Source organism: Gillisia limnaea DSM 15749, assembly GCF_000243235.1.
Taxonomy (GTDB): domain Bacteria; phylum Bacteroidota; class Bacteroidia; order Flavobacteriales; family Flavobacteriaceae; genus Gillisia; species Gillisia limnaea.
Genome location: NZ_JH594605.1, coordinates 270,047 through 290,680 on the forward strand (window position 1 = coordinate 270,047; position 20,634 = coordinate 290,680).

Consider the following 20,634-nt stretch of genomic DNA (forward strand, 5'->3'; position numbering starts at 1 on the left):
GTTTGTTTATAATCTAAATCGTAATTTTATAGCATGACAGAAGTTGAAATAGATAAGGAAAATAAAAATATTGCCCGGCAATATAAGGAGCTGCTGCGCATAAGTTACCGGTTCCTTTCTGATGATGATAAAAAACTTATAAGACTGGCTTTTGATACTGCTGTAAATGCCCATAAAGCACAACGTAGAAAATCTGGTGAAGCTTATATTTTTCACCCCATTGCGGTGGCCAAAATAGTCGCTTCGGAAATAGGTTTAGATGCTACATCCATTGTCGCTGCATTGTTACACGATGTTGTAGAGGACACGCTTTTTACCCTGGAGGAAATAGAGCGAATGTTTGGCAAAACGGTTGCCAAGATCGTAGATGGACTCACCAAGATATCGAGTTTAAAAAAAGACAAGGATGTTTCCCTTCAGGCAGAAAACTTCAGAAAAATGCTGCTTACCCTAAATGATGATGTGAGGGTAATAATCATCAAGATCGCAGACAGGTTGCACAATATGCAAACCATGGATTCCATGCAACCCGACAAACAGGTGAAAATCGCTTCAGAAACACTCTATATTTATGCTCCACTTGCTCATAGAATAGGGCTTTATAGCATAAAAACAGAACTGGAAGATTTAGCTCTAAAATATACTGAACCAGAGGTTTACACGGATATTCTCAATAAAATAAGGGAAAGCAAGGAGGAGCAAGATGCGTATATCCATGATTTCACCAAGGTAATTAAAGATTCTCTGGATCAGGAACATCTGCAATATGAAATTAAAGGCAGGCCCAAATCCATATTTTCCATCCGTAAAAAAATGCAGGCTCAAAATATTACCTTCGATGAGGTTTTTGATAAGTTTGCCGTACGTATAATTTATAAAAGTGATCTTGCCAATGAAAAATTTCTGGCCTGGAAGATCTATTCCATCGTTACAGATCATTTTCGCCCAAACCCTATCCGGTTAAGAGACTGGATCTCTTCCCCTAAATCTACGGGATATGAAGCGCTTCACATAACGGTTATGGGCCCTAAAGGAAGATGGGTGGAAGTGCAAATACGCAGTGAGCGCATGAATGAACTTGCCGAAAAAGGGTATGCAGCTCATTACAAGTATAAACATGGGGAGGAACAGGAAGAGAAAAATATGGAGGAATGGCTCAACCGGTTGCAGGAAGCCCTGGAAAATTCTGAAACCAATGCCGTAGACTTTGTTGAACAATTCAAATTAAACCTGTATGCAAAGGAGATATTTGTATTTACTCCGCAGGGAGATTTAAAATCCTTGCCAAAAGGTTCTACACCACTGGATTTTGCATTCAGCATTCATACAGAAATTGGATTGCATACCAGAGGTGCCAGAGTTAATAACAAACTTGTTCCCTTAAGCCATGAGCTTAAAAACGGAGATCAAATTGAGATCATTACCTCTGAAAATGCAAAACCTAATGCTAACTGGTTAGATTATGCAACAACTGCAAGGGCCCGGGCGAAGATCAAAAACTCTTTAAAAGACGAGAAAAAAGAGATAGCCGAGGAAGGAAAGGCAATTTTAGCGAGAAAACTCAAGTCTCAAAAACTAAGTTTTAATGAAAGTATCATCAATGAACTGGTGGTATATTTTAAATTAAAGACAAGCTTAGACCTTTTCTACAGGGTGGGATCAGGAAAGATAGACAATGTTAAATTAAAAGAATTTACATCATCCAGAAGCAATGCTTTTGTGAGTTATATAAAAAGCAAGATAAAAAAACCATCGATTGCTGAAGATCTTGATAAAGAAGAGTTTTCCTCCAAGTATGATCAATTGGTTTTTGGTCCGGATGAAGAAGTTCTGGATTATAAACTTGCAAACTGTTGCAATCCAATCCCCGGGGATAATGTTTTTGGATTCATAACGGTAAGTGAAGGTATTAAGGTACATAAGAAGGATTGTCCTAATGCAATTCAGTTTCAAAGCAATTATGCTTACAGGATCATTAAGGCAAAATGGATAGATTCATCACAACAAGACTTCAAAGCGGTGATCAAACTTACCGGGATAGATAACCTTGGGTTGGTAAGTGAAATTACCCGGGAAATCTCCAATAGCATGAACGTTAATATGAGAAGTATTAATTTTGAAAGTTCTGCCGGAATTTTTACCGGGAAAATAACGTTAATTGTAAAAAATAACTCTATTTTGAATATCCTGATCGCACATCTTAAAAAAATTAATGGGATAGATCAGGTCTCAAGAGAATAAACTAATACCTTTGCGGGGAAGGAATATTATGAGCAAGAAAGTAGCCAATAAAAATGATCAGGCAATAGTCAAAAATGTTTTCACCAAATTTTTGGAGGAAAAGGGGCATCGTAAAACTCCCGAAAGATTTGCAATTCTTCAGGAAATATATAACCACGAGGAACATTTTGATATAGAATCACTCTACATTAAAATGAAAAATAAGAAATACCGGGTGAGCAGGGCAACGCTCTACAATACCATAGAATTGCTTTTGGCTTGCGGACTGGTAAGAAAACATCAGTTTGGGCAAAATCAATCCCAGTATGAAAAATCCTATTTTGACAGGCAACACGATCATATCATCCTTACAGATACAGGAGAAGTGATAGAATTTTGCGATCCAAGGATACAAAGTATAAAACAAACAATAGAAGAGGTGTTTAATATTGATGTTTCTAAACATTCTTTATATTTTTACGGCACCAAAAAAGAACCAACTAATTAAATATTTATGGCAGTAGACTTACTACTAGGATTACAATGGGGAGATGAGGGAAAAGGTAAAATTGTAGATGTATTTACCGAAAAATATAACATCATTGCACGTTTTCAGGGAGGGCCAAATGCCGGCCATACTTTGGAATTTGACGGGCAAAAGCACGTACTCCACACCATACCTTCAGGTATTTTTCATAAAGACACGATAAACCTGGTAGGAAACGGGGTAGTTATAGATCCCGTGATCTTCAAGAAAGAACTTAAGAATCTTGATAAGTATAACATAGATTATAAATCTAATTTACTAATTTCCAGAAAAGCCCATTTAATTTTACCCACCCACCGTTTGCTTGATGCAGCTTCTGAAGCTTCCAAGGGAAAAGCCAAGATAGGATCTACCCTTAAAGGAATAGGACCTACCTATATGGACAAGACCGGAAGGAACGGATTAAGAGTTGGCGATCTGGAACTGGAAGACTGGAAAGACAGATACCGCACCCTTGCCGATAAGCACGAGGGTATGATCGCTTATTACGATGTACAGATTCAGTACGACCTGGCAGAGCTGGAACTTGAATTCTTTGAAGCGGTAAAAACACTCAAGGAACTCACTTTTATAGACAGTGAAGAATATTTATACAGAGCTCAGGCAGAGGGTAAGACCATTCTTGCTGAAGGAGCCCAGGGATCTTTACTCGATATTGATTTTGGAACCTATCCTTTTGTTACGTCATCTACCACAACCGCGGCAGGAGCCTGTACAGGCCTTGGCGTTGCACCCAACCAGATAGGAAAAGCCTACGGGATCTTTAAGGCTTATGCTACCCGGGTAGGAAGCGGCCCCTTCCCTACCGAGTTATTTGATGAAGTTGGTGAAAAAATGGGGAGAGTAGGAAATGAATTTGGCGCTACTACAGGCCGCCCGCGTCGTTGTGGCTGGCTTGACCTGGTAGCTCTTAGGTATGCCGTTCAAATCAACGGGATCACAGAACTCATTATGATGAAGGGTGATGTGTTAAGTGGATTTGAAACTTTAAAAGTCGCTACAGGCTATAATTATAAAGGCGAAGAAATAAAACATTTACCCTACAATATAGAACCGGAAAATGTTACTCCTGTGTATACTGAGTTTAAAGGTTGGAAAGAAGATCTCACTAAGATGACAGAAGCTTCGGAATTACCGTCTGAATTTATGGATTATGTGAAATTTTTGGAGGATGAATTAAAAACTCCGATTTCTGTAATTTCTGTGGGACCAGATAGAAAGCAAACAATTCAGAGATAATTTTTTGGAATAATATCAAATAAAAAAAGCCTTCCAAATTGGAAGGCTTTTTCAATATAATTCAAATTAATCTAGAATTATGAAACGATAAATATCCCACCTATAGCTAGTACTTCGTCCATAGTCAATGGTTCATCAAAGGCTTCCTGAACGGCTTGCGGCCCTCCAAAATCAGGAAACAATCCTGCAAGCTCTACACCACCTTGTACAGTGTTTGCTTCTCCTGCATATATTGCATCGAAAACAGAAGGAATTCCGTTACTCGCGGCTGTACCGCCAGTTACCCATCCTTTTTGTCCTCTCATTCTTCGTACTTGAGAAGCATGTCTTGCCTCTACAGAGTGAACTTGTAAAGCAAAAGTCAATAAATCATTATCATTTGCTAATGCTCCAGCTTGACCTTTAAAGGCTCTTACACCAGTATCCTCAAAACCTTGAGATAATGCCATGAAAGTTGCATAGTTCTCAAAAGTATCCAACATCAAATCTCCACCTGTAAAATCAAAAGTTGGTTCAGGAATAGGTTCCTCGCCTAAACCTTCTACAGCTGCTTTGAAAAACTCTACGTGAGAACTTTCATGTTTTAATATTTGTCCAAAAACTGCACGATCTGCTTCAGGAATAAGTCCATCGGTATCCATCGCTATTTGATAAAAATTACGCTCCAAGTATTCTAAAGTTAAAGCAAAATTTAACACCTCTGATGGTGTAGCTTGGAATGCCGCAGCAGACATTGATGCCGTTGCAGCCTTTGCTTTGCTACTAGTAGCAGCTAATGCAAAAGGAATGGATGCTAAAGCAATATTTTTTCCTGTTTTTCCAAATTGTTTGAAGGAATCTCTCCTAGAACCTTTAGAATTCAAAAATTCTTGATTAGAAAGATTATCTAATAATTTTATAAAATTCATTTTTTTCGTTTTAAATTAATAATTTAATTATGAGGTTGGTAATTGATTTGCTGTAAATTCAGTTGTGATAAATCCGCCAGCCGCTGCAATAACTTCACTTGGCGGTAATGCTTTATCATAAGACAATCCTGTTCCACCTAAGTCTACCAAGATGCCATCTCTAGCAAAAGCAGTGGTACCTGGGTTAATTAAATCTGCAAACGCAGCTGCGTGTCTAGCCTCTACTGAAACTATTTTTCCTGCAAGCAATAAATAGACATCACCCAATGGGGCAGTCACGTCAATTAACTTACCTGCTCCATTATATGCAGATACACCGGTATCTTCAAGAAGAAGAGCTGTGCTTAGCACTGAATCCCTATTATCGAAATCTATAGATCCATAATCAAATTCCAATTCTGGCAAGATATCATTTGGAGCAACATCACTAATGGCTGCTTTAAAGAATTCACGGTGTATTACTTCGTGATACCATGCATCTCTAATAATTTGTTTTTCTTCAGAGTCATCTGCCAATCCTGTATAATAAGCTCCTGCAACTGCTTTGGTATAAAAATCAGCTTCAAGTTGTTCTAAGGCATACGCGTAATTTAAGATTCCCAAATTTCCGCTTCCAAGGTCAAAAACTTCTTCCGGGTCCACTGGCTCTGTAAAATCATCGTCATTGCTACAGGATAGTAAAAAGCCGGATCCTACTACTGCTAAACTTCCCATTTTCAAAAATTGTCTACGTGAGTTGTTGTTCTCAATTGGTGCAAATTCCTTTTTCTGCACTTTAATCACTGGTTTTTTCATAATTCTATTTTTGTTGATTATGCCCAAACTTACGTAGCTAAAGCGAGTATGGTTTCCTTACATGCGTTAATTTAATCCTAAAGAGATATTGATTTGGTTAAATTATCTTAATTTTTTAAAAGTTTGTGATTATTTGGGTTTTTTAAACATAGCAAACGCACCTGTTAATAGGTACTTCCAATGATTATTCAGCATGCTAAAAGGAGTATCTCTAAATATTATTGACACATAAAAACAAGTTCTTTAATGGCTTTTAATTACTTTTGGTACAAATTTATTCCTGTGAAAGTTCCAGCGTTATTAATAATATTCCTTTTTGTAATCATAACCGGTGTAGCCCCAACCTATGCCCAGGAAACCAAGAAAATAGATTATACCAGTGACCGTACCCTAAAGGATGAGATCAAATATCCGGGTGCAATAATTTTGAGTAAAGTAACCAACCAGGTTTATTTTATTCACGAAGGAATTGAAATATGGTGTGATCAGGCCATTCATTATGATCAGGATAATTTTTTCAAGGCCTACGGAAATGTACGAATGCAGCAGGGTGATACCGTTACTATGCAAAGCAATTACGCCGAATATAATGGAACCACACAATTTGCATTCGCCAGCGGAAAGGTGAAAATGACACGCCCTCAAACCTCCTTAGAAACAGACACCTTGTTTTTTGACAGGATAAAACAACAGGCATATTATAGAAGTGGTGGTACTGTTAGAGATTCTGCAAGTGTTTTAACCAGCCGGGTAGGCAGGTATTTTATGGAGGATGATAAATATTCCTTTCTTTCAAAGGTAAAAGTGACCAATCCGGAATATGTAATAAATTCTGAGCAACTTGATTTTTATTCCGAAACAGGACATGCGTATCTCTACGGCCCAACCACAATAGAAAGCGAGACCAGCACAGTATATTGTGAACGCGGTTTTTATGATACCCGAAATGACACAGGGTATTTCGTGAAAAATTCCAGGATAGATTATGAGAATAGGATTCTGGCAGGAGACAGTCTTTATTTTAACCGAAATAATGCTTTTGCATCTGGCACAAATAATATAAAAGTTACCGACACACTCAACAAAAGTTTGATTACCGGACATTATGCTGAAGTTTTTCGGGATAAGGATTCTGTTTTCATCACAAAAAGAGCATTGGCAGCAACCCTTCAGGATAAAGATTCTGTATTTATTCATAGCGACACCATTATGATAACGGGAAAACCCGAAGACAGGATTATCCGGGGGTATTATGATGTACGAATGTTCAAAACCGATATGAGTGGGAAAAGCGATTCCATATATCTCAACCAAAAATCCGGTCTTACAAAGCTCATAAATATCAATAAAGGTCCGGTTTCCACAATCGATAAAAGAAGAAGCCCGGTTATCTGGTCTGGAAATAATCAAATGACAGGAGATACCATTCATATCTTAAGCGATCCGGAGACCGAGCAACTCGATTCTTTAAAGGTGTTCAATAACGCATTTCTTGTTCAAAAGGACAGTATCCAGGGCTACAATCAAGTTAAAGGACAGGAACTTACAGGTTTGTTCGTAAATAATGAGTTATACCAGGTAGATATTGTAAAGAATACAGAGACAATTTATTATACGCGTAATGAAGCAACGGAATTAGTTGGGATTAACAAAACCCTTTCCAGTTCTATAAAGATCCTGTTCCAGGAGCAAGTTATACAGGAAATTTATTATTACAAACAGGTGGATGGAACCCTCACTGCTCCCGAAGAATTCCCCCAAAATGCGAGGGAGTTAAGCGGTTTCAACTGGCGAGGAGACGAACAGCTAAAATCGAAAGATGATCTGTTCGCCGGAAAACCTGCACCAAAACTTAGACAGATTAAAGGAATTCCTTTGCCTGAAGAAGAAACCGACTTTTTCGATGAAAGCAATTCTGCAGAAACCCTACTAAATGAAAATTCCCGCTTAAAACCTGGAGATTTAAAAGATAAGGAAAAGGATAGCACAGCAGTTCCCGAAAGTACAATTAGACCAGAATTATTGAAAGAAGATAAAGAAGAAGAAGGAGAAAGCAATTGAAAGAAGATTTTTTAAAATACCAGGCTCAAACAACCCCACATCCTTTGGCTTTGGAAATTTCACATGCCAAAGGATCCTATATCTATTCGATTCAGGGGAAAAAATACCTGGATTTTGTAGCAGGAGTTTCCGCCTGCAGCTTAGGGCATTGTCATCCAAGGGTAGTGAATGCAGTAAAAAAACAGTTAGACAGCTATTTGCACGTGATGGTTTATGGAGAATATGCTCAAGGCCCTGCTGTGGAATACGCAAAGTTACTAGCGCATCAACTTCCAGAAAACCTAAATAAGACCTACCTCACAAATTCGGGAACCGAAGCTATTGAAGGCGCTTTAAAATTAGCCAGAAGAGCAACTGGAAAAACAGAACTTATCGCGGCAAAAAATGCCTATCACGGAAATACCATGGGCTCCCTCAGTTTGATGGATTATGAAGAACGAGTGAAACCTTTTCGCCCTCTTATTGGCGATGTTTCCTTTATTGAATTTAATTTAGAAGACGATTTAAAAAAGATCACACATAAAACGGCGGCTGTATTGCTTGAAACCATCCAGGGTGGCGCAGGTTTTATTTTGCCCGTCAATAAGTACTTAGAAAAAGTTAAAAAAAGATGTGAGGAAGTGGGCGCCTTATTAATCCTGGATGAGATCCAACCCGGATTTGGACGTACCGGTAAATTGTTTGGATTTCAACATTTCCAGGTTATACCGGATATTCTGGTTATGGGAAAGGGAATGGGTGGCGGACTTCCAATTGGTGCTTTTACAGCTTCAGAAAAAGTAATGGACCTTTTAATGGATAACCCAAAATTAGGACATATTACTACTTTTGGAGGAAATGCAGTAATTGCAGCAGCAGCCCTTGCTACCCTTAAAGAAATCATCCAATCTGACCTTATGGCAGAAAGCCTGGAGAAAGAAAAGCTTTTTCGGGAATTACTGGTACATCCGCTTTTAAAAGAAATAAGAGGAAAAGGTTTGATGCTGGCGCTGATAACCCCTTCTGAAGAAATTGCAACAGAAATCATTTTGAAATGTCAGGATAGAGGATTGATTCTATTTTGGTTGCTTTTTGAGAAAAAGGCCATTCGAATCACGCCCCCGCTCACCATTTCAATGGCAGAAATAAGAGAAGGATGTGGCATTATTATTGACATTCTTAATGACATAAAGTAATAGCTCATAAGTTGTTCATTACTTTGTTAAAAACAATATCGATTTCAACAGGGTTGAATGCTAAACATAGGTAACTTTAAAACTGTAGAAATCCCGTAATCCCCAGTGTATGCTATTAAGTCATAACGAAGAAAACAATTTCTCACTTACCCGGTTTGAATCAATGCTAAAAACAAATGATGTTTTGTTTTTTGATTCAGAAGAATTTGAGGATATCATTAACCATTATTTAGAAAATGGTAAAATTGCATTGGCAAAAAAAGCGGTGAAGTTAGGATTGGCACAACACCCAACCTCTACAAACCTTAAACTTTACAAGGTTGAAATCCTCGTTTTTGAAGATAAACTTGATCTGGCTGATGGTTTGTTGAATGAACTTTACGACCTGGAATCCTCCAACGAAGAGATTTATATTCAAAAAGCCAATATATTCTCTAAAAGGGACGATCACGAAAAGGCGATCGAAATGCTGGAACTCGCATTGGAAATCTCCATGGATGAAGCCGATGTGTATTCATTACTTGGCATGGAATACCTTTTTATGGAGGATTTTGAAAATGCAAAATTCAGTTTCATGAAATGCCTGGAGGCGGATGAAGAAGATTATTCCTCCTTATATAATATCATGTATTGCTTTGATTTTTTAGAACAAAAAACAGAAGCGATTGATTACCTGAATATGTTTTTGGACAAAAACCCATATTGTGAAGTCGCCTGGCATCAAATAGGAAAACAATATTTTGACTTAAAAGACCTGGAAAAAGCATTAACTGCTTTTGATTTTGCAATAATAAGCGATGAATATTTTATTGGAGCTTATCTTGAAAAAGGAAAAGTCCTTGAGAAATTAGGCCGTTTTCACGAAGCGATAGAAAATTATAAAATCACACTGGATCTTGATGATCCAACCTCCTTTGCATTCCTTAGAATTGGGAAATGTTTTGAGAAATTAGGCGAGAATGAACTGGCTCTGGAACATTATTCAAAAACAGTTCACGAGGATCCGCTTTTGGATAAAGGCTGGATTGCTATCACCGATTTTTATTACAAAAAGAAAAATTTCCAGAAAGCTTTATACTACATCAATAAAGCGATTGCTATTGATGAAGAAAACGTACTTTACTGGAAGCGATATGCCAAGATAAACAGCAGATTAGGGTTTTTTGAAGAGGCCGAACGTGGCTACCAAAAAACAATCGATCTGGGAAATTATGAACTGGAAACCTGGATACGCCGCTGTGACATCCTTATCAATCTTGGGGAGTATGAATCTGCAATACAAAATTTAATACAAGCTGTTGAATTTTATCCTGAAACAGCCGAAATAGAATATAGGTTTGCCGGTTTATATTTCAATTTAAATGAAGGTGATAAAGGATATTTCCATTTAAATAACGGCCTTAAAATAGATGCCGAATATTACATCATTATTGAAGAACTTTTTCCGAAGATTTTCTGCAGAAAAAGTGTTAAAGAAATGATTAACTCTTACCTCAAGACCTCCTGATAATTATTTATATTTACCCAAAATATTTATTCAGGTAATGCAAAGAACTTTCAGGGAATATTTCACGATCACTTTAAAAGGAATGGCCATGGGTGCAGCAGATGTTGTACCTGGTGTATCCGGGGGAACAATAGCTTTTATAACAGGGATTTATCAGGAACTTATAGGTACTATAAGCGGGGTAGATCTTTCTTTGCTCAAAACCTGGAAAGCAAAGGGTTTTAAAGCGATGTGGGAGCAGCTAAACGGATCCTTTATCCTTGCCCTTTTTACCGGTATTTTAATTAGTGTTTTTACTTTGATGCGCCTTACCAATTTTCTTTTGGAAGAACATCCAGTTTTGATATGGTCATTTTTTTTCGGTCTTATTCTGGCAAGTGTCTGGTTTGTGGCCAAGCAAATTCCAAAATGGAATTTTAAAATGATTATCGCACTTTTGGTTGGAGCTGTTTTTGCATACTATATAGTATCCCTTCCTCCTTCGGAATCAGCGACCAGCAATTGGTTTCTTTTTATAGCCGGGGCTATTGCTATTTGTGCCATGATTTTGCCTGGAATTTCTGGAGCTTTTATTTTAGTGCTTTTGGGTGCTTATAAAACAGTTACAGAAGCTGCACAGGATTTTGATCTAAAAACATTGGGAATAGTTGCACTGGGTGCTGTTTTTGGCCTGTTATCGTTTTCCCATATCCTAAAGTGGTTGTTTAAACATTACAGCAATATCACACTTGCAGTACTTACAGGTTTTATCGCCGGTTCGCTCAATAAGATATGGCCTTGGAAGAAAGTTCTGGAAACCGAACAATATGGAGAAAAAATCCTGATAATAAAAGAGGTTTCTGTTTTACCAGGGAATTTTGAAGGGAATTCTTACCTGTTTCCCGCGATTATATTAATGCTTTCTGGTTTTTTATTAATTCTTATATTAGAGCGCGTCGCAAATCAAAAACCTATTCAACAGAATGCAACAAACCCGGACTCTTAGTGATAAGGTATTTTTAGTACTTAAAGGCTTAGCCATGGGTGCTGCAAATAAAGTTCCCGGAGTATCCGGTGGGGTCGTTGCTTTTGTAGCAGGGTTTTACGAAGAATTTATCCACTCCCTTCAAAAAATAAATTTCAAAGCTTTTAAACTTCTCATCAATGGAAGGTTTAAAAGTCTATACGTTTATACCAACGGTAAATTTCTAGGATTGCTTATCCTTGGAATGGTTATAAGTTACTTTAGCGTTTCAAAATTACTGGATTATCTAATCCTCCATTACGAATTGTATGTTTGGGCATCTTTCTTTGGAATGATCATAGGTTCAATTTATTATATCTTCCGGGAATTTGACGATTGGTCTAGAAAACTAATGCTTTATGTTTTTATAGGAATAATTGCCGGAATAGGCATTAGTTTCCTGGAACCTGCCAAAGAAAATGATAACTTATGGTTTGTATTTTTTTGCGGGATTGTGGGTGTTTCCGGTATGACCCTACCTGGTCTTTCTGGCTCTTTTATCCTCATTTTATTTGGGAATTATGTGCTTTTGCTTGTAGATTCAGTAAATGCTCTTTTTGATACTATCGCTCAGCTGATCACACTAGATTTTTCTTTTATAGACAACGATAGCCAAATGCGATTGCTGCAGGTTTTAATGGTGTTTTCGTTAGGTTCCCTGGTTGGTTTGGTGTCGCTCTCCCATTTACTGGGATATGTTCTCAAGAGGTTTAAAAAAGAGACCTACGCAGTAATTATTGGTTTTATCGCTGGTTCGCTTGGAGTGGTATGGCCCTGGAAAGAAAAAATTTATAAAATCAATGCCGAAGGAGAAATCCTCCTCGATATAAAAGGAAATCAAATCCTCGATAATTACGACCGCTACTTACCCGATTTAACTGCTTCTGAAAGCTGGATTGCTATGGTTTTTATCCTAGTGGGAATATTTATAGTATTAGGACTCGTATGGTATGAAAAAAGAGAGAAATTAATTTGAAACATCCATTGGTGAATTTTTTTCACACAGGGGAATGGATTATATGGATGTTAAATGTTGCCGCAAAAACAATAAAATAAACAGATGAAAACCTTTGGCCTTATAGGCAAAAATATAGCCTATTCATTTTCCCGAAATTACTTCAGCAATAAATTCGAATTGGAAAATATTTCTGCAGTTTATAAAAATTTTGATCTTGATCAAATCGCAGAATTCCCTAAAGTAATTTCTGAAAATCCTGAGGTTAAAGGATTAAATGTCACTATTCCTTATAAAGAGACGATAATCCCTTTTCTGGATCACCTGGATCCTATTGCAAAGGAAATTGGAGCTGTTAACACCATTAAAATCGAAAAATCGCAGAAATTAACAGGTTATAATACAGATTATTTTGGATTTCTGGAATCCCTAAAGCCCCACTTAGAGCCACAGCATACCCACGCGCTCATTTTAGGAAAAGGAGGAGCTTCAAAAGCTATTGCGTACGGTTTAAAAGAATTAAAAATCAAATTTAAATTTGTTTCCCGATCTCCTTTAGCCGAAGATCTTAGCTATACCGAACTGAACAAAGGTCATTTCGATCAATATAAATTAATAATTAACTGCACACCTCTGGGAACGCATCCTCAAACCGAAGAATTCCCCCCTATTCCAACATCGCATTTCACTTTAGATCATCTTTTATTTGATCTTATCTACAATCCCCCTATTACACAATTGATGAACTTGGCAATTCAGAATAACGCCAAAGTACTTAATGGACAGAAAATGCTGGAACTTCAGGCAGAAAAGGCTTGGGAAATCTGGAATAAATAAGCAGCCTCCATTATTACCTATACAAATTATAAATTGAAGCAAAATCTTGGCAGGTTTTGGTGGAGTTAGTATCTTTCAGAATTAATAATTTGAACGAACCTTAACATTGAAAGATATGTCTCAGCAAGAAAATGACCACACGAAGAAAGAACTTCCAAACGAGGATTTGAAAAAATCTGAAACTGTTTCCGGTGAAAACAGTAAAACAACGGAAGATTCCAATGACAGCAGGAAAGATAAATCCCCGGAGGAGGTATTTCCAGGAGCCGCTGAAGATTCTAATATAATCCAATCTAAAGCAGAAGATGCTTCAGAAGAGCCTTCAGCAGAAAAAACTGAAGAACCTAAAGAGAACGAAGATAGCTCAGAAAAAACTCTGGCAGCTGAAAGCGATGCTTCAGAAACAAAGAAAAAAGAGGAATCTACCAAATCTGAAGAAAATGAAGAAACTTTGGAAAAAGCGATGGTAGACGAAAGTAAAGCTTCAGAAAAATCATCGGAAACAAAAGAGATCGAAAAAAATTTCGCCGAAGCTCAGAAATCAGACGAAACAAAGGATGCTACAGTGGAAGATGAGGAAGATCGAGAGCCTTTGGAGAAAAAAAATGTAGAGTCTGAATTTGAAGATTCTGTAGCCGAAGATAGCGAAGATGAAAGCACCTCTGAACGTCACGGGATAGAAAAAAAGGATTATCATTCTATGTCCAAGGAAGACCTTGTAGCCGAAATGCAATTGTTGGTTAAAAAAGAAAAGATCCAGGCAATAAAAGAGCATATAGAGGAAATAAAGGTAGAATTCAATGCGAAATTTGATGAGGAACTTGAAGAAAAGAAGGAAGAATTTCTTGCCGATGGTGGAAATATAATAGACTTTCACTACTCCACTCCTATCAAAAAGGAATTCAACTCGGTTTATTTCGATTATAAAGAAAAACGAAATAATTACTACCAACAGTTAAAACAGGATCTCAATAAAAACCTGAATATAAGGCTGCAAATAATAGAAGAACTTAAAGGCCTTATAGATGTTGAAGAAAACATCAATACTACCTACAAGCATTTTAAAGAATTACAAGACAGATGGCGCACGGCAGGATCAATTCCACGGGATAAATACAATACCGTTTGGAATACCTATCACCACCACGTAGAGAATTTTTACGACTTTTTGCATTTGAACCGCGATTTCCGTGATATGGATTTCAAACACAATCTGGAACAAAAACTAAAAATAATAGACCGCGCAGAGGAACTTACACAGGAACAGGACACGAGCAGAGCATTTAGAGAACTTCAAATGCTTCATAAGATGTGGAAGGAAGAACTTGGCCCTGTTGGAAAAGAATTTAGGGACGATATATGGGAACGTTTTAGCGATGCCACTAAAAAGATCCACGACTTGCGTCAGGCCTACTATGATGACCTGGAAAAAGAATTTGAGAAGAACCTGGAAGTAAAACAAGAGATTATTTCGAAGATCCGGGAACTGGCAGAAGCAAAATTTACCACCCACAATCAGTGGCAACAAAAAATTAAGGAACTCGAAGCCTTACGGGATATGTTCTTTAAAGCCGGGAAAGTACCAAGAGACAAGAACGAAGCGACCTGGAGTGAGTTCAAACAAAATGTTCGTCAGTTTAACCGCAATAAAAATGCGTATTACAAAGGACTGAAAAAAGAACAATATGACAACCTGGAAAAAAAGAGGGAACTCATTCAAATTGCAGAAGATAATAAGGATAGTGAAGACTTTAAAGCAACCACTGCTTTAATGAAAAAAATCCAGGACGATTGGAAAAAGGTTGGGCATGTTCCAAGAAAAGATAGCGATAAGGTATGGAAACAATTTAAGGCCGCTTGTAATCATTATTTTGACCGCCTCCACAAATCCAATAATGCTGAAAATGCTGAAGAAACAAAGGCATTTGACCAAAAAAAGGAAATTCTGGACGGGTTAAAATCCTTTGATTTCACAGGTGAGAAGAAAAAAGATCTTCCAAAGATAAAAGCTGCGATAGAAGAATGGAAAAATATAGGAAAAGTACCTTATAACAAACGTTTTATAGAAGGGAAATTCAACAAGTTACTCGACCAATTATTTTCTAAACTGGATGTAGACCGCACCAAAGCAGAAATGATGAAGTATGAGAATAAAATCCAGGCTTTAAATAATGCCGATGATGATAAAAAATTAAGAAATGAGCATTATTTCCTTAGCAAAAAAGTGGAGGAAACCATTGCAGATATTCGCCAGCTAGAAAATAATTTACAATTCTTCTCCAATGCAGCAGATGACAACCCACTTGTTATGGAAGTTCATAAAAACATTGCAGATCAAAAAGAACAATTAAAGGTTTGGAAGGAAAAACTCGAAAAAATTAAATCTATTTACTAAAATAATTTTAGGGAAGATTTTTTCAATTTCACACAATGAAATGTACGCTTTGTAAAGGTAAGGCTACGGAATTTTTAAGATAATACATTAGAAATATATCCGTTGCCAAAACTGCAAAGCTGTACTCCTTCATCCCAGCGATTATATCACTGCCGACTCTGAAAAAGAGCGATATCTGGAACATAATAATGACGTTAGCGACCACCGCTATCAAAATTTTGTAAGTCAGTCCAATCACTTCCCGGGTAGTTCAAGATTTTTCTATCACATCCCGTGGATTGGATTATGGATGTGGGACAGGACCCGTTGCAACCGCTGAGTTGGTAAAACATTCTTATAAAGTCAATTTGTATGATCCGTATTTTGAGAATCATCCTGAAGTTTTTGAAGAAACCTATGATTTTATAATTTGTTGTGAAGTCATGGAACATTTCCACAATCCTTTCGAAGAATTTAATCGACTCTTTAAACTTTTAATGCTTATCCGTTTAGAAACCTAAAACAGTTTTTGTCCCCCTGAGACCCGTGATAAAAAAATTACCTAGCGTAGGTTTTTGACGTAAATTTACTGGTAAGTATAACAAACCACGGGTTAACCGATATAAGTATAGTGTTCTCATACCTGCTCCTGAGTATGGTTTTGGAAAATATTGTTAGCGATGCTGGTGCTCAATTTAATTGATGCCGAATGGTAGTCTGTTGAAGTGCACTTATCGATTTACGCCTGTCACACTGGGCCTGTCGAAGTGCTTATACCTATAAAAGGGGACCAGTTGTTATAAAATTGTTTGAATATTTCATAGATGCTTCTCAGGCAATCAAGTTTGAAAAAAAATTGAAAGGATGGAACAGAAGAAAAAAAATAGCCTTTTAATTGAAGAAAATTTAGAGTACTCAAAAGTCTTCGACAGGCTCAGACTGACTTGCGTTGGCATCCCGAGACCAGAGATAATAAAAATTACCTAACGAAGGAAAACGACGTTTTAAGTCTGATAAATTAAATTTTAATTCATCTTAATTTACTAAATAACAGTTTGTTGCAAAACACGTCAATGGTAGCGCAGTCGAAGGGTCAAACAAAACGTCTCGACTGCACTCGACGTGACACTTTTAGTTCAATTTTGTCTTTTGGGTCTCTTAACGGATATACAAAAACTTTTAAATCCTGGCGGAACACTTTACTGCAAAACCTTGATTTTTAATGAATCTTTAGATTTTGACAGGTGGTATTACAAGAACGATCCCACGCGTGTGTTTTTTTATTCGGAAGAAAGTTTAGAATAGATTAGGGGAAATTTTGGATTTGAAAAATTAGAGATTGCTCCGAAGCTTATCGTTTTTGAAAAATAGTATTTTTCGGGCTTCAACCTGATTTTTGAATTATAAAAGTTTAGCCTCATTCCAAAAAACATCCATTTCTGCAAGCGTCATCTCACTCAGGGATTTATTTTTCTCTTTGGCCTTTTCTTCCAGATATTGAAAACGTTTAATGAATTTCTTATTGGTTCGTTCCAGCGCATTTTCCGGATTGATATTTAAAAACCTGGCATAATTGATCATAGAGAATAAAACATCCCCAAATTCGGCTTCCATTTTATCGGTATCCATCACTTTAATTTCATCCTGTAACTCTTCCAGCTCTTCTTTCAGTTTTTCCATCACCTGTTGCGGCTCTTCCCAGTCAAATCCTACTCCGGCCACTTTTTCCTGAATCCTGCTGGCTTTTACCAAAGCAGGCAATGAAGCGGGCACACCTTCCAAAACGCTTTTTTTACCTTCCTTAAGTTTCAGGTTTTCCCAATTCCTTTTAACTTCATCTTCATCTGCAACTTCCACATCCCCATATATATGCGGATGCCGGGAAATCAATTTATCACAAATTGAATTCGTGACATCGGCAATATCAAAATCATTGGTTTCACTTCCTATTCTAGCATAGAAAACCATGTGTAACAAAATATCTCCAAGTTCTTTTTTGATCTCCTGCATATCCTTATCAAGAATCGCATCTCCTAATTCATAAACCTCCTCGATAGTTAAATGCCGAAGGGATTCCAGGGTTTGTTTTCGGTCCCAGGGACATTGTTCCCGAAGCTCGTCCATAATGGTTAAAAGCCGGTCAAATGCTTGTAACTGATCTTTTCTTGAATTCATCCCTCTTATTTTTTTGTAAAAATACAACTGTGATTATTTTAAACCGAAAAATATTAAAATAAAAAAGCAGCTTTAATAAACTTAAAACTGCTTTTTCCTATTAGATAGTTTAACCCTATTCTTCCTCGTCTGAAGTTTTTTCTTCTCCTTTGGAAAAATCGGTGAAATCATTTTTCACAAGAAGATTATACCACTGAAGAATTTTTTTAATGTCGCTTTGGTAAACCCTTTCCACGTCATAATCTGGAAGTATTTCAGCAAAATAAGCCTCTTGTTCCTTTTTAGAAGCCTTATGATCTATTGCTTCTCCTCCGTTCTCTTTCTCACTTATCTTTTTAAAGATCTCTCCAAGAGGAACTTCTTCTGTGTACGTGTAAATCGCAATCTCGCTGAGCAAACTAACATTATTTCGAACGTTAACCGCTATTTTTTTTCCATCAATAATGGATTTTGCGACGAAACCACCACGGGTTTGCGCTGTTAATTCATATAATCCCGGTTTTCCGGAAATCGATAAAATTTTTTCTAAACCCATACTTTTTTATAATTTTTGGCTGGCAAATATCATATCTCTCCAAGTAATATCAAAAGAATCAACGTCCTTTTTTCATCAACGGAAATTTCATTTTATAATCGCCTTGTATTTTTCCTTTTGAAATGTTAGCTAACTTTCCTTTAATTAAACGCTTTTTAAGACTAGAAAGTTTATCGGTAAATAAAATTCCTTCTATATGATCATATTCATGTTGGATAACCCTTGCGGCTAGGCCTTCATAAACCTCACTAAAAGAATTAAAGTTTTCGTCCTGATATTCTATGGTAATTTGTTGTTTTCTAAAGACATCTTCCCTTACCTCCGGAATGCTTAAGCATCCCTCATTAAAGGCCCATTCCTCTCCCTCTTCGGCTACGATTTTAGGATTTATAAAAACCTTTCTAAGATTTTTTAATTGTTCTTGTTCTGCAATTTCCAATTCCTCATCTTCTCCAAAAGCACTTGGATCTATAATAAATAAACGTATTGGGAGTCCAATTTGTTGAGCTGCAAGTCCCACCCCGTATGCTTCATACATGGTATCCCACATATTTTCAATGAGTTCATCCAGCTTTGGATACTCTTTAGTGATCTCCTTTCCTTCCTTTCTTAAAACCGGATCTCCGTATGCAATAATTGGTAATATCATTTAGTATGGTATAATTAGTATTGAATAATGTATTATTATAAAAAATCAACTATTCCTATCTTTTATAGCTGTAAAATTTAATATAGGCTTGTGTGATTTTTACTGATGGGTTTTAAATAGTTATTTCAGTAACATAGCTTTTTATTTCCAGCAGATCCCCTCAGAAAAAATCTTCACTTTTTTTTAACCCTATCTACTCAAAAAAGTCTCTTTTCTATTCTCTATATTCTACATTCTATTTTCTCTCCACTTTCTACTTTCAACTTTCAACTTTTTTTAATAAAGATATGATTGCAAAATTATGGTCGCACTTATCTCATCCAATAGAGCCTTATTCTGACGTTTTTTCTTTTTTAATCCGCTATCGATCATCGTCCTAACCGCCATCTTCGATGTAAACCGTTCATCTACCCGTTTCATTTCCATAGTTGGAAATTTTTCCTGAAATTTCTTCAAAAACTCCTGAATTGGGACTTCATTATTGGAAGCCGTATTATCCATTTGTTTTGGTTCCCCAACAAGGACAAGCTCCACATTTTCGATCTTAAAATAGTTCTCGAGATAAGGGATCAATTCTTTGGTAGGAATAGTCGCGAGCCCGGACGCAATGATCTGAAGATCATCGGTTACTGCAATTCCGGTGCGTTTGACACCATAATCTAAAGCTAAAATCCGTGCCATTGCAAATTTTACGCAAAGGTAAGGTTTATCTTCCTATACTCCCAAAAATTGGACATAAGCTGTTATATTTGCTAAAAACAAATTAAAATGAAATTACTGGAAGATATTATTACCAAGGCCTGGGAAGACAGAAGTTTACTGGGCGATTCTATAACTATCGATGCTATTCGACAAGTAATTTTGCATCTGGATGAAGGAAAACTACGGGTTGCCGAACCAACAAGTGATGGCTGGAAGGTGAATGAATGGGTGAAAAAGGCGGTTGTGCTCTATTTCCCTATCCAAAAGATGAAAACCCTTGAAGCCGGAATTTTTGAATACCACGATAAAATTCCCTTAAAAACAGGATTTGCAGACAAAGGGATTCGGGTGGTTCCAAATGCCGTTGCGCGCTACGGAGCATATATCTCTGCCGGAGTGATTTTAATGCCGAGCTATGTAAATATTGGCGCTTTTGTAGATGAGGGAACTATGGTAGATACCTGGGCCACCGTGGGAAGCTGTGCCCAAATAGGCAAAAATGTTCACTTAAGTGGCGGTGTTGGAATTGGTGGAGTTTTGGAACCTTTACAGGCTGCACCGGTAATTATTGAAGACAATGCCTTTATAGGTTCCAGATGCATCGTTGTTGAAGGGATTAGAGTTGAAAAGGAAGCCGTTTTGGGCGCCAATGTTGTGCTTACCGGCTCAACAAAAATCATTGATGTTACCGGAACAGAACCCAAAGAAATAAAAGGACACATCCCTTCACGATCTGTGGTAATCCCTGGAAGTTACACCAAAAAATTCCCCGCAGGAGAATTTCAGGTGCCTTGTGCATTGATTATAGGAAAAAGAAAAGAAAGCACCAACAAGAAAACCTCTTTAAATGATGCTTTAAGGGAATATAATGTGGCGGTGTAAGCCCCCTAACCCCCGAAGGGGGAGCTAATAAACAGGGATGAATAGATCGATAAAACGTTAAACCATTTAG

18 protein-coding genes are annotated in these 20,634 nt (G+C 37.1%); 12 read left to right on the top strand and 6 right to left on the bottom strand.

Annotated elements, in window-relative coordinates:
* Positions 1-33 precede the first annotated feature (33 nt).
* From GILLI_RS01310 to GILLI_RS01320, 3 genes are read left to right on the top strand one after another with little or no spacing between them, the layout of a single operon-like run.
* The gene (locus tag GILLI_RS01310; protein WP_006987311.1) at positions 34-2,241 is read left to right on the top strand and encodes a RelA/SpoT family protein; all 2,208 of its coding nucleotides are present in this window, start codon (positions 34-36) and stop codon (positions 2,239-2,241) included.
* 28 nt (positions 2,242-2,269) lie between these two features.
* The gene (locus GILLI_RS01315) at positions 2,270-2,728 is read left to right on the top strand and encodes a Fur family transcriptional regulator (protein ID WP_040506291.1); all 459 of its coding nucleotides are present in this window, start codon (positions 2,270-2,272) and stop codon (positions 2,726-2,728) included.
* A 6-nt stretch (positions 2,729-2,734) separates the two neighbouring features.
* Positions 2,735-4,006 carry an adenylosuccinate synthase gene (locus GILLI_RS01320; protein WP_006987313.1) on the top strand — a complete coding sequence of 424 codons (1,272 nt, stop codon included), beginning with the start codon at positions 2,735-2,737 and terminating at the stop codon, positions 4,004-4,006.
* 77 nt (positions 4,007-4,083) lie between these two features.
* Here the strand turns inward: GILLI_RS01320 and GILLI_RS01325 are convergent, their stop codons facing one another.
* Both GILLI_RS01325 and GILLI_RS01330 read right to left on the bottom strand, forming a co-directional pair.
* Complete coding sequence (locus tag GILLI_RS01325; protein ID WP_006987314.1) at positions 4,084-4,914, bottom strand: ferritin-like domain-containing protein; 831 nt, start codon at positions 4,912-4,914, stop codon at positions 4,084-4,086.
* A 27-nt stretch (positions 4,915-4,941) separates the two neighbouring features.
* The gene (locus tag GILLI_RS01330) at positions 4,942-5,709 is read right to left on the bottom strand and encodes a ferritin-like domain-containing protein (protein WP_006987315.1); all 768 of its coding nucleotides are present in this window, start codon (positions 5,707-5,709) and stop codon (positions 4,942-4,944) included.
* A gap of 246 nt (positions 5,710-5,955) precedes the next feature.
* Here GILLI_RS01330 and GILLI_RS01335 point away from each other — a divergent pair, with 246 nt between their 5' ends.
* The 8 genes from GILLI_RS01335 (at position 5,956) to GILLI_RS19175 (ending at position 16,142) form a co-directional block, all read left to right on the top strand.
* On the top strand, positions 5,956-7,770 hold the full coding sequence (locus tag GILLI_RS01335) for an OstA-like protein (RefSeq protein WP_006987316.1): 1,815 nt from the start codon (positions 5,956-5,958) through the stop codon (positions 7,768-7,770).
* Positions 7,767-8,945 (top strand): aspartate aminotransferase family protein, encoded by a 1,179-nt coding sequence (locus tag GILLI_RS01340; RefSeq protein ID WP_006987317.1) that lies wholly within the window; start codon positions 7,767-7,769, stop codon positions 8,943-8,945. Before GILLI_RS01335 ends, GILLI_RS01340 begins: the two co-directional genes overlap by 4 nt.
* A 109-nt stretch (positions 8,946-9,054) precedes the next feature.
* On the top strand, positions 9,055-10,452 hold the full coding sequence (locus GILLI_RS01345) for a tetratricopeptide repeat protein (RefSeq protein ID WP_006987318.1): 1,398 nt from the start codon (positions 9,055-9,057) through the stop codon (positions 10,450-10,452).
* A gap of 37 nt (positions 10,453-10,489) precedes the next feature.
* A complete protein-coding gene (locus tag GILLI_RS01350) occupies positions 10,490-11,437 on the top strand; it encodes a DUF368 domain-containing protein (protein WP_006987319.1) in 948 nt (315 codons plus the stop codon).
* On the top strand, positions 11,415-12,431 hold the full coding sequence (locus GILLI_RS01355; RefSeq protein ID WP_006987320.1) for a DUF368 domain-containing protein: 1,017 nt from the start codon (positions 11,415-11,417) through the stop codon (positions 12,429-12,431). The genes GILLI_RS01350 and GILLI_RS01355 overlap by 23 nt, the downstream gene beginning before the upstream one ends.
* Positions 12,432-12,515: 84 nt before the next feature.
* The gene (locus GILLI_RS01360; protein ID WP_006987321.1) at positions 12,516-13,247 is read left to right on the top strand and encodes a shikimate dehydrogenase family protein; all 732 of its coding nucleotides are present in this window, start codon (positions 12,516-12,518) and stop codon (positions 13,245-13,247) included.
* 115 nt (positions 13,248-13,362) lie between these two features.
* Positions 13,363-15,642, top strand: coding sequence for a DUF349 domain-containing protein (locus GILLI_RS01365; RefSeq protein ID WP_006987322.1), 2,280 nt, complete (start codon positions 13,363-13,365; stop codon positions 15,640-15,642).
* A gap of 278 nt (positions 15,643-15,920) precedes the next feature.
* Positions 15,921-16,142 (top strand): methyltransferase domain-containing protein, encoded by a 222-nt coding sequence (locus tag GILLI_RS19175; protein ID WP_050855571.1) that lies wholly within the window; start codon positions 15,921-15,923, stop codon positions 16,140-16,142.
* A gap of 880 nt (positions 16,143-17,022) precedes the next feature.
* On the opposite strand, the gene mazG is transcribed toward GILLI_RS19175, so the two are convergent.
* The 4 genes from mazG to ruvX form a co-directional block, all read right to left on the bottom strand.
* Positions 17,023-17,796, bottom strand: a complete 774-nt coding sequence (gene mazG / locus GILLI_RS01375; protein ID WP_006987323.1) for a nucleoside triphosphate pyrophosphohydrolase — start codon at positions 17,794-17,796, stop codon at positions 17,023-17,025.
* Between the two features lie 115 nt (positions 17,797-17,911).
* Positions 17,912-18,331, bottom strand: coding sequence for a DUF5606 family protein (locus GILLI_RS01380; RefSeq protein WP_006987324.1), 420 nt, complete (start codon positions 18,329-18,331; stop codon positions 17,912-17,914).
* Between the two features lie 58 nt (positions 18,332-18,389).
* Entirely contained in the window at positions 18,390-18,980 is a 591-nt protein-coding gene (gene def, locus GILLI_RS01385) for a peptide deformylase (RefSeq protein WP_006987325.1), read from the bottom strand.
* Positions 18,981-19,256: 276 nt separating this feature from the next.
* Positions 19,257-19,661 carry a Holliday junction resolvase RuvX gene (gene ruvX, locus GILLI_RS01390; RefSeq protein ID WP_006987326.1) on the bottom strand — a complete coding sequence of 135 codons (405 nt, stop codon included), beginning with the start codon at positions 19,659-19,661 and terminating at the stop codon, positions 19,257-19,259.
* Positions 19,662-19,748: 87 nt separating this feature from the next.
* Here ruvX and GILLI_RS01395 point away from each other — a divergent pair, with 87 nt between their 5' ends.
* A complete protein-coding gene (locus GILLI_RS01395; protein ID WP_006987327.1) occupies positions 19,749-20,564 on the top strand; it encodes a 2,3,4,5-tetrahydropyridine-2,6-dicarboxylate N-succinyltransferase in 816 nt (271 codons plus the stop codon).
* The last annotated feature ends 70 nt before the right edge of the window (positions 20,565-20,634 follow it).